Below are 10,061 nucleotides of genomic sequence, written 5' to 3' on the forward strand. Positions count from 1 at the left end.
GACCGGCTGGAACTGGCTGGAAGGCTGGTACCCGAAGCCGGCGCAGGGCCGGCCGCAGGCGGTGCACTACACCAGCGGCGGCCCGTGGTTCGAGAACTACCAGGATGTCGACTACGCCCAGGAATGGCGCGACACCGCCGCCGAGGTGGAGCGGCTGGGCATTAAGGCCTGAGGGCAGGGGGGCCGCCCATCCGGCTCTTCTCTTGCCTCTCCCGCCTGCAGGAGAGGCAACGTAAAACACAGCCTGTCACCTACATTTCAACCTGTGTCGGGCGGAGACGGGCTGCTGGTCTGGAGTTCGGCTGCCTCGCCGGCCGGCCCGGCATAGGGCGAACCCGGCGCCCGGTCGCAGGCTTCGGCCAGCGCCCAATCCTCCCCGGCCCATTGCGACCAGTCGGGCTTGAGGCCCAAATCCCGGCAGATCAAGGCGACGGTTGCGCCCAGCGGGCGGTCCTGGAAATCCGGGTCCAGGTCGGGATCGAGCCCCGCGAGCCGGCCCCGCAACTTGAACACCAGGGGATAGGGATTGACCGGCACGCACTGGGCGATGGCTTCCCCGACGATGCATTCGACCCGGCGCGTGCGCCACTGCTTGCGCACCTCGTCGGCGGCTTCGGCCCGTGTGGCCGGGGCTGCCTGCTGTGGCCCGTAGAGGACGCGGGCGATGCGGGACTGCACCGCCGTGATCTGGGCCACCACCCGGGCCTGGCGTTGGAAGGCGGCATTTGCCGCCATGACCCGCGCCCGGGTCTCGGCCGGGTCGGGCTTGCCGGGCTCGTCCGGGACAGGAGTCATCACTTCAACATGCATCGCCTCGGCCTGAGCCATGGCCATCTCGGCCAGCCGGTCCAGCCGCTGGATCTGCTTCAACGCCAGCGCCCGGCCTGGATCGGCTGGTTCGGCTGGCGTGGGGGAGGTTGGGGTGATGCTCATGAACATATCATGAACGATCAGCCCGGATGGCCACAATGAACACTCTGTGACCCTACCTCGCCGTCATTGCGAGGAGGCGAAGCCGACGAAGCAATCCATGCCGCGGCTCGTGGTGGCCCTGGATTGCTTCGCTGCGCTCGCAATGACGGTGGTCGGAGGCCGTAAGTGATGTTTGCGCCTGGGCGCCTGCCTCAGTCCTCCTCCGCCCCGGTCACGCTGCGCCAGCCTTCGGTGATCGGCAGCAGCAGGCCGGCGGCCTGGGGCAGATATTGTTCGGCGAAGAAGCGGGCATGGGTCAGCTTGGCGGTGCGGAAGGCGGGGTCGCTGTCGTCGTCGATCACGCTCAGCACGGCCCGCGCCATCAGCCAGCCGCCGGCCACCAGTCCGAACATGCGGAGATAATGGACGGCGCTGGCCGCCACCGCGGCCGGGTCCTCCGGCGCGGTCTCGACCACCCAGTCGGTCGCCGCCATCAGCGCCGCCAGGCTTTCGACCAGCCGGTCGCGGATCGGTGCCGCCGCGGGGTGGCGCAGGCCGGCCAGCTCCGCCTGGGTCCGCGCCATCTCCTCGAACAGCGTTCGGGCGGCCACGCCGCCGTCGCGTGCCACCTTGCGGAACACCAGATCGTTGGCCTGGATGCCGTTGGTGCCCTCGTAGATCGGTGTGATCCGGGCGTCGCGCAGATGCTGGGCGGCGCCGGTCTCCTCGATATAGCCCATGCCGCCATGGACCTGGACGCCGGTCGAGGCGACGTCGCAGCCGGTGTCGGTGCACCAGCCTTTGACCACCGGGGTCAGCAGGTCGACCCGCGCCTGGGCCTTCGCCCGCTCGACCGGGTCGGGGTGGCCGCGGGCGAGGTCCAGCGCCGCGCCGGCGGCATAGGCCAGCGCCCGCATCGCCTCGGTCTGGCTGCGCATCGCCAGCAGCATGCGGCGGACATCAGGGTGGGCGGCGATCGGCACCAGCGCGTCTTGACCGATCGGCTTGCCCTGGATGCGGGTGGCGGCATAGGCCTCGGCCGCCTGGGTGGCGCGCTCGGCGATCGCCACGCCCTGCAGCCCGACGGTCAGCCGGGCGTTGTTCATCATCGTGAACATGTATTCGATGCCGCGGTTTTCCTGCCCGATCAGGAAGCCGGTGGCGCCGCCGTCGTCGCCATAGGCCATGACGCAGGTCGGGCTGGCATGGATGCCCAGCTTGTGCTCCAGCCCGGCGCAGCGCAGATCGTTGCGGGCGCCGGGGTTGCCGTCGGCATCCGGCAGCAGTTTGGGCACCAGGAACAGGCTGATGCCCTTGATTCCGGCCGGCGCGCCCGGGGCGCGGGCGAGGACGAGATGGACGATGTTTTCGGCCATGTCGTGGTCGCCATAGGTGATGAAGATCTTCTGGCCGGTGATCCTGTAGGTGCCGTCCGGCTGCTTCTCCGCCTTGGTCCGCACCGCGCCGACATCGGAGCCGGCCTGCGGCTCCGTCAGGTTCATCGTGCCGGTCCACAGGCCGGAGACCAGCTTCGGCAGGTAGATCCGCTTCTGTTCGTCCGAACCATGCGCCTGCAGCGCCTCGACCGCGCCCTGGTTCAGGACAGGGCACAGGCCGAAGGCCATGCTGGCCGACTGCCACATCTCCGACACCGCCATCGCCACCGCCCAGGGCAGCTCCTGGCCGCCCCATTCCGCCTCGAAGGGCAGGGCGTTCCAGCCGCCGTCGCGGTATTGGGCATAGGCCTCGCGGAAGCCGGGGGCGGTGCGCACCACCCCGTTCTCCAGCCGGGCGCCCTCGCGGTCGCCGATCGCGTTCAGGGGGGCGATCACCTCACCGGCCAGCTTGCCGGCCTCGTCCAGCACCGCCTCGACCAGCTCGGGTGTCGTCTCCTCGCGGCCGGGCAGGGCGGCGATGCGATCGAGACCGACGAGATGCCGCAGCACGAAGCGCATATCGGCGAGCGGTGCGGCATAGGCGGTCATCGGATGACTCCCTGGGTTTCACCCTGTTTCGGGCTTCCGTTTACGTAAACGGGAGATTTCCCCGAAGCCGGAACGGAATCAAGTCCCATCCGCAGATCGAGGAAGCCGAGCGTCCGCCGCTCCGCATCGTCGACCGGGGTCCAGGTCGGGCTCAGGGCCGGCGGGTCGGCGATTTTCTGCGACCGGTCCAGCATCGCCGTGGTCGGTGCGGTGAAATCGAAATTGTGCTGCTGGCCGGGATAGACGATCAGGCTGACCGCAGCGCCCTTCGACAGCCAGGCGCCGAACAAAGTGTCGCAGGCGGCCGCCGGGGTCACGCTGTCGGCGGATCCCATCAGCACCAGCAGCGGCGTGTCGCCGACCGGCTGGGTGTTGGTCATGTACTGGTCGCAGCGCGGGTCCAGGGCGATCGCGGCGGCAAAATGCGGGGCGGTCTTGGCAATAAGGGTCTGCCGCATCGTCGCGGTGGCCATGACGGCGGTGGTCGCGCCTTGAGACCAGCCGAGAACAGCGATCTCCTTCGGGTTGATTTCCTTGCGAGTCTGCAGGTATTCCAGCGCTCCGACAGCGTCCTTGACGCGGAGTTCGGGCGGGATGGTCTGCAGCCCGACCGAGATGATCTCGCGATAGCCGCGCGGGGTGTAGCTGTCGACCAGGAACATGGCGTAGCCGCTGGCGGTCAGCCGGGTCGCCCAGCGGTCATGCGCCGGGGCGTAGCCGCCGGACCCGTGCAGCCCGACAACGGCCGGAAAGGGGCCCGTGCCCTGCGGCAGAAACAGGCGTCCGGTGATGACCTCGCCGGACAGGCTCTTGAACATGACGGTCTCGGCCGGCGCGACCCCTTGGGCCCTGGCGGCGGGGATCCCGGCGGCCGAAATGGTCAGCAGCAGGATGGCGATGCAGAGGCGAAACACGATCGATCCAGCCCTCCAGACGGAAGTGTTCCACGAATCCATTTCTCCGGCGGAACAACGAATTTTCCGGGGATTTGAGGCATTCGTTTCCTTGGGAACCTCATTCGCCATGAAGCGTTCCCTCAATGCATCGCCATGTCGCGCGGTGCAGGCCGGAGTGATGAAATGACCGCACAGAAGCCGGTGCGGGACGTTCGGATCGACTTCTTCCGTGGTCTCGCGCTGATTATCATCTTCATCAACCATACGCCCGGGAACATTGTCGGAATGTTCACGCCGCGGATGTATGGATTGAGCGACGCGGCGGAGATATTCATCTTCCTGGCCGGGCTGTCCTCGGCCATGGCCTTCGGCCGCAGCTTCGGCCGCGCCGGGTTCCTGGCCGGGCTGGGCCGGGTGGCCCAGCGCGTCTGGCAGCTGTATCGCGCCCATATCGGCCTGTTCATCGTCGTCTGCGGCATCATCATCGTGGCGAACCGCATGTTCGCCCAGCCCAATTATATCTCGCAGCTCGGCATCGACCGCTTCTTCCAGGATCCCGGCGGGTCGCTGGTCGACCTGCTGTCGCTGCACTATGTGCCGCACTATTTCGACATCCTGCCGCTGTACATGATCCTGCTTGCGGCGATCCCCGCCATGGTGCTGCTGTCGCGGATCTCGCCTGTCCTGGTGGTGGTCGCCTCGGCGGTGCTCTATGTCGGCGCGGTGGTCGAGGGCTGGAACCTGATGGCCGACAGCACCGAGGGTCGCGGCTGGTTCTTCAACCCCTTCGCCTGGCAGGTCGTGTTCGTGGCCGGCTACGGCTATGGGGCCGGCTGGTTCGAGGTGCCGCAGGCCACGCGTGCGCGGATCACCGCGGCGCTGATCTACATGGTGTTCTGCGCCGTGCTGGCGCTGTCGCTGGTGCGGATGGATGGCGGCCTGTTCGCCGGCATGCGCGATATCCTGGAGCCGATGGCCCGCAAGACCAATATCGGCCCGCTGCGCCTGCTGCACTTCTTTGCCCTGGCCTATCTCACCGTGTCGCTGCTGCGCGCCGCGCCGGGCCTGATCTCGCCGCGGCGGGCGGAGCCGCTGGCGCTGATGGGCCGGCACTCGCTCTCGGTCTTCCTGCTCGGCATGGCCCTGTCCTTCGTCGGCGGCATCGTGTTCGACCAGGCGGGGTATGGCCTGCTGCCGACCCTCGCGGTCAATCTCGGCGGCATCGGCCTGCTCTGGGCTTGGGCGCGCGGCGCCGCCTGGTTCAACGGCAATCCCTGGAAGCGCGGCCGCGACCTGCCGGCCCAGCCGGCACCGGCGGCCCTCCGCATCCGCCCGGCCCGCATCGCGCCGATGCCGGCCCCGGCCATGGTCCGGCTGCGCCTGGCTCCGCGCCGGGGGCTGTAGCCCTCGGCCGATCGGGCTGCTCTCCCTCCCTGTGCTGCCATGCCCGGACCTGGTCCGGGCATTCAGCCCTTTACGGCGTCCGGCAATAAGGATATTTAAAGTCCTTAAGGATAAATCATATCCTTAACCAGATTTTCGGCCGGAGCCACCCCCCGGTGGATCCGCGCCCGTCCGGGAGATCGAGATGTTCACCAAGATCCTGTGCGGCGTCGCCTCTGCTGCGCTCTTCCTCACCGTGGCCTCGGCCGATGGGGCCGCGGCCGACAAGGCCAAGGTGACCGTGGTGTTCGACCACGCGCTGCCGAACGTGCCGGGCAAGAGCATGAAGGGCGTGCTGGTCGAGTACCAGCCGGGCGGGGCGTCGCCCGGCCACACCCATGCCCACTCCGCCTTCATCTATGCGACCGTCCTGACCGGGGCGATCCGCAGCAGCGTCAACGGGGCGCCGGAGAAGGTCTATCACGCCGGCGAGAATTTCTATGAGGAGCCCGGCGCGCATCACGGTGTCAGCGCCAATGCCAGCGCGACCGAGCCGGCAAGCCTGCTGGCCGTGTTCGTGGTCGACACGGATGAGAAAGTCCTGACCACGGACGACAAATAGCGCGTCCTCGGCCGGTTGCGGCCGCGTTGATCGATGCTATGAATGGCATCACCATCGGCGCCGTGACCGGGCCGGGCCTTTCCGACGGGTCGGTCGGACCGGACAAGGCAGGACCCAGCGCATGCAGTTGAAAAGTCAGGTCGAGTGGGTGCTGCATTGCTGCGCCATACTCGCCGGGCTTCCGGCCAACCGGTATCTCGCGACCAAGGCCCTGGCGGAGTTCCACGGCGTTCCCAAGGAATACCTGTCCAAGGCGCTGCAGAGCCTGTCGCAGGCCGGGATCGTCGAGAGCACCCTGGGGCCGAGCGGCGGATATCGCCTGGCCCGGGCGCCGGACCGGATCAACTTCCTGGAGATCGTCGAGGCCGTGGAGGGGAAAAGCTCCACCTTCGTCTGCAGCGAGATCCGGAAGAACAACCCCTGCCGGTCCACGGATTACTGTGAATCGAAATCCTGCCCGATCGCCCGCGTGATGTGGGCGGCGGACCGGGAATGGCGGAACACGCTGCAGGGCGTGAAGCTGTCCGACCTGGGGAAGATGCTCGAGGCGGAGATCCCGGCGGAGCTGTACCGGGAGAGCTTCGAATGGGTGCTGGCGCGGGCCTGACGTTCCCGGCGCCTTCCTGGACCACAATTGGCTCGGATCCATCCGGTGATCCGTTGGTGCGGAATTTTTGAACGTTCAAGGCCAAAACATAGAGTGATATGTTGCAAAGATCGCCTCTGAGGTGGTTTTCGGATGATGCAGTGGATCCGAAATGCACCATGAGTGCATTAAATTTATAATGCATTTGATAGGGAGGCTCATTGATGGCCACGTTTACCGGCACCAACAGCGCGGAAATCCTGCCGGATCTCATCATCGGTCCGGTCCAGGGGATCGGGAATGACTTCATCGACGCCCTCGGCGGCGACGATATCGCGATCGGCTGGTCCGGCGACGACGTCATCCGCGGCGGCGCCGGTGCGGACGTCATCATCGGCGGGCTGCTGAACGCCGCCGGCATCATCACCCTGTCGGGTATCGATGCGGCTGAATACACGACCTCGGTTGACGGGGTGACGATCGACCTCTCGGTCCTCCTCTCCCTCACCCTGCCGATCCTGGGCCTCAACATCCAGCTGACCGGCGCCTCCCAGGGCTTCGGCGGCGACGCCCAGGGCGACTGGCTGGTCGGCATCGTCAACCTGATCGGCTCCAACACCGGCGCCGACCACCTGACCGGCAGCTCCGGCGCCAACACGATGAGCGGGCAGGGCGGGGACGACGTCCTCAATGGCCAGGGCGGCAATGACATCCTGCTGGGTGGCGCCGGCGACGACACGCTGATCGGCGGCGGCGGCGCGGATTCGCTGCAGGGCGGCGCCGGCACCAACGACACGGCGGATTATTCGGGATCCGCGGCCCCGGTCACGGTCAACCTGACCACCGGCACCGGCACGGGCGGCGACGCGCAGGGCGACACGCTGACCGGCATCGAGAACCTCATCGGGTCCGCCGGGAATGACGTGCTGATCGGGTCGGCCGGTGACAACACCCTCAATGGTGGCGCCGGCGCGGATGTGCTGACCGGCGCCGGCGGCGTCGACACGGCCGATTATTCGGGGTCGGGCGCCGGCGTGACGGTCGACCTGGTGGCGGGCACCGGCCATGGCGGCGACGCCGAGGGCGACACGCTGACCGGCATCAGCAACATCACCGGCACGGCCTTCGTCGACCATCTCACCGGCAATGCCGGGGACAATGTCATCCTCGGCCTTGCGGGCGACGACGTGCTGCATGGCGGCGCCGGGGCCGACACGCTCGACGGCGGCGACGGCTCGGACTTCGCCAACTACCAGGGTTCCGCGGCCGGCGTCAGCGTCGACCTGCTGGCGCACACCGCCTCGGGCGGCGACGCCACCGGCGACCTGCTGCTCAACATCGAGAACCTCTACGGATCGAGCCTCGACGACCATCTGACCGGCGACAACGGCGCCAACATCATCGGCGGCGAACTCGGTGACGACACCCTGGTCGGCAATGGCGGCAACGACAGCCTCTCCGGTGAGGGCGGCAACGACACCCTCGACGGCGGCGACGGCGCCGACAGGCTCGTCGGCGGCGATGGCGTCGACACCATCCATGGCGGCAACGACAACGATTCGACCGATGCCGGCACGGGCAACGATGTGGTCTTCGGCGATGCCGGCAACGACAACCTCTATGGCGGCACCGGCGACGACCAGCTCAGCGGCGGCGACGGCAACGACGTGCTCACCGGAGCGGCCGGGGCCGATGCCCTGGATGGCGGCGCCGGCAGCGATACCGCCAGTTATGCCGGCTCCTCGGCTGGCGTGACGGTCAATCTGGCGACCGGCACCGGCACGGGCGGCGATGCCCAGGGCGACACCCTGACCGGGATCGAGAACGTCTACGGCTCCGATCAGGCCGACCACCTGACCGGCGATGCCGGGGCCAACACCCTGTCCGGGCTGGGCGGCGACGATGTCATCACCGGCGGCGTCGGGGCCGACGTGCTGAAGGGCGGCGCCGGCAACGACACCTTCGTCTACACCAGTGTCGCCGACAGCACGGTGGCGCCAGCCGGCAAAGACCTGATCACCGATTTCACCACCGGCGACAGGATCGACCTCAGCGCCATCGATGCCGACGGCAATCCCAGCAACGGCGACACCGCCTTCACCTTCTCCGCCACTGGTTTCACCGGCCATGCCGGGCAGGTGGGGATCGTCGATTTCGGCAACGGCATCCAGGGCGTCTATCTCGACATCAATTGCGACAAGGTGCAGGAATAGATCAACAACGTGATCTCCGATCACGCCCTGACGGCCAGCGACTTCATCCTCTGAGAGTGTGCTGCGAACCCGCCCCGCGCACGTCGCGGGGCGGGTTCTTCTTTTGCGCCGGCCGCGGCAATCAGCTGCGGATCACCTTGCCCGGGTTCATGATCCCGGCGGGGTCGATCGCCTGCTTGATCCGGCGCATCAGGTCGATCTCGACCGCCGGCTTCCGTTCCGCGATCTCGTCGCGCTTCACCAGGCCGACACCGTGCTCGGCGCTGATCGACCCGTCCATGGCGGCGACGATGTCATGCACCTGGTGGGAAATCTCATCCCACCGCGCCATGAACGCGGCGCGGTCGGCGCCGACCGGCTGGTTCAGGTTGAAATGGATGTTGCCGTCGCCGAGATGGCCGAAGCCGATCACCCGCACGCCCGGCACCAGCGCCTCGGACAGCGCCGTCGCCCGCTCCAGGAACTCCGGCACGCGGGCCACCGGCACGGCGATGTCGTGCTTGATCGCCCCGCCCTCGAAGCGCTGGCCCTCGACGATCGCCTCACGAATCCGCCAGAAGGCGTTGCGCTGCGCCTCGCTCGACGCGATCGCGGCATCGATCACCAGCCCGGCCTCCAGCCCGCCGGCCAGGATCGCCTCCAACTGCTCCGCCAGCGGCGCGTCGGTGGCGGGGGAGGACAGTTCGAGCAGCACGTACCAGGGGTGCGGTTCGGCCAGCGGGTCGATCACACCGGTCACATGGCGCAGGGCGAAGTCGATGGCCAGGCGCGGCATCAGCTCGACCCCGGTGACCGACCCGCCGGCCGCGCCGCGGGCCCGGCCGAACAGGGCGACGGCCGCGGCCGGGTCCGGCACCGCCACCAGGGCGGCGGCCACCGTGCGCGGCCGCGGGAACAGCTTCAGCACCGCGGCGGTGATGATGCCCAGCGTGCCCTCAGCGCCGATGAACAGCTGCTTCAGATCGTAGCCGGTGTTGTCCTTGCGCAGGGCGCGCAAGCCCTCCCAGACCCTGCCGTCGGGCAGCACCACCTCCAGCCCCAGCACCAGGTCGCGGGCGTTGCCGTAGCGCAGCACCGCGGTGCCGCCGGCATTGGTCGACAGGTTGCCGCCGATGCGGCAGCTGCCCTCGGCCCCCAGGCTCAGCGGGAACAGCCGGTCGGCCGCCTCGGCTGCGGCCTGGACCTGGGCCAGGATCACCCCGGCCTCCACTGTCATGTGGTCGCCCTCGGCATCGACCTCGCGGATTCGGGTCAGCCGGTCGGTGGACAGCAGGATCTGCCCGGCCTCGGCCACGGCGCCGCCGCACAGGCCGGTGTTGCCGCCCTGCGGCACCACGCCGATGCCGCGCGCGGCGCACAGCGTCATCACCGCCGCCACCTCGGCGGTCGACCCCGGCCGCACCACGATGCCGGCCGTGCCCTGGTACTTGCCGCGCCATTCCTTCAGATAGGGCGCCAGATCCG

General features: G+C 68.4%; 8 protein-coding genes. 4 read left to right on the forward strand and 4 right to left on the reverse strand.

Annotated features, from left to right (window positions below; translation table 11 throughout):
• Positions 1–258: 258 nt before the first annotated feature.
• The 3 genes from AC3XYG_RS12205 to AC3XYG_RS12215 form a co-directional block, all read right to left on the reverse strand.
• Positions 259–933, reverse strand: a complete 675-nt coding sequence (locus AC3XYG_RS12205) for a hypothetical protein (protein WP_489140105.1) — start codon at positions 931–933, stop codon at positions 259–261.
• 191 nt (positions 934–1,124) lie between these two features.
• Positions 1,125–2,897, reverse strand: a complete 1,773-nt coding sequence (locus AC3XYG_RS12210; protein ID WP_489140106.1) for an acyl-CoA dehydrogenase — start codon at positions 2,895–2,897, stop codon at positions 1,125–1,127.
• Positions 2,894–3,811 (reverse strand): dienelactone hydrolase family protein, encoded by a 918-nt coding sequence (locus tag AC3XYG_RS12215; protein WP_489140107.1) that lies wholly within the window; start codon positions 3,809–3,811, stop codon positions 2,894–2,896. Before AC3XYG_RS12215 ends, AC3XYG_RS12210 begins: the two co-directional genes overlap by 4 nt.
• 165 nt (positions 3,812–3,976) lie before the next feature.
• Between AC3XYG_RS12215 and AC3XYG_RS12220 the strand changes: the two genes are divergently transcribed.
• The 4 genes from AC3XYG_RS12220 (at position 3,977) to AC3XYG_RS12235 (ending at position 8,597) form a co-directional block, all read left to right on the forward strand.
• A complete protein-coding gene (locus AC3XYG_RS12220; protein ID WP_489140108.1) occupies positions 3,977–5,197 on the forward strand; it encodes an OpgC family protein in 1,221 nt (406 codons plus the stop codon).
• 184 nt (positions 5,198–5,381) lie between these two features.
• Positions 5,382–5,798 (forward strand): cupin domain-containing protein, encoded by a 417-nt coding sequence (locus tag AC3XYG_RS12225; RefSeq protein WP_489140109.1) that lies wholly within the window; start codon positions 5,382–5,384, stop codon positions 5,796–5,798.
• Positions 5,799–5,919: 121 nt separating this feature from the next.
• A complete protein-coding gene (locus AC3XYG_RS12230) occupies positions 5,920–6,405 on the forward strand; it encodes an RrF2 family transcriptional regulator (RefSeq protein ID WP_489140110.1) in 486 nt (161 codons plus the stop codon).
• A gap of 203 nt (positions 6,406–6,608) precedes the next feature.
• Positions 6,609–8,597 carry a hypothetical protein gene (locus tag AC3XYG_RS12235; protein ID WP_489140111.1) on the forward strand — a complete coding sequence of 663 codons (1,989 nt, stop codon included), beginning with the start codon at positions 6,609–6,611 and terminating at the stop codon, positions 8,595–8,597.
• Between the two features lie 121 nt (positions 8,598–8,718).
• On the opposite strand, the gene AC3XYG_RS12240 is transcribed toward AC3XYG_RS12235, so the two are convergent.
• A partial coding sequence (locus tag AC3XYG_RS12240) for an FAD-binding oxidoreductase (protein WP_489140112.1) occupies positions 8,719–10,061 on the reverse strand: 1,343 nt, incomplete at its 5' end.

The organism is Inquilinus sp. (assembly GCF_057815775.1).

Excerpts from the sequence above, each read along its gene's own strand:
- AC3XYG_RS12205 (WP_489140105.1), bottom strand. The coding sequence starts at position 933 with ATGAGCATCACCCCAACCTCCCCCACGCCAGCCGAACCAGCCGATCCA.
- AC3XYG_RS12210 (WP_489140106.1), bottom strand. The coding sequence starts at position 2,897 with ATGACCGCCTATGCCGCACCGCTCGCCGATATGCGCTTCGTGCTGCGG.
- AC3XYG_RS12220 (WP_489140108.1), top strand. The coding sequence starts at position 3,977 with ATGACCGCACAGAAGCCGGTGCGGGACGTTCGGATCGACTTCTTCCGT.
- AC3XYG_RS12225 (WP_489140109.1), top strand. The coding sequence starts at position 5,382 with ATGTTCACCAAGATCCTGTGCGGCGTCGCCTCTGCTGCGCTCTTCCTC.
- AC3XYG_RS12230 (WP_489140110.1), top strand. The coding sequence starts at position 5,920 with ATGCAGTTGAAAAGTCAGGTCGAGTGGGTGCTGCATTGCTGCGCCATA.
- AC3XYG_RS12235 (WP_489140111.1), top strand. The coding sequence starts at position 6,609 with ATGGCCACGTTTACCGGCACCAACAGCGCGGAAATCCTGCCGGATCTC.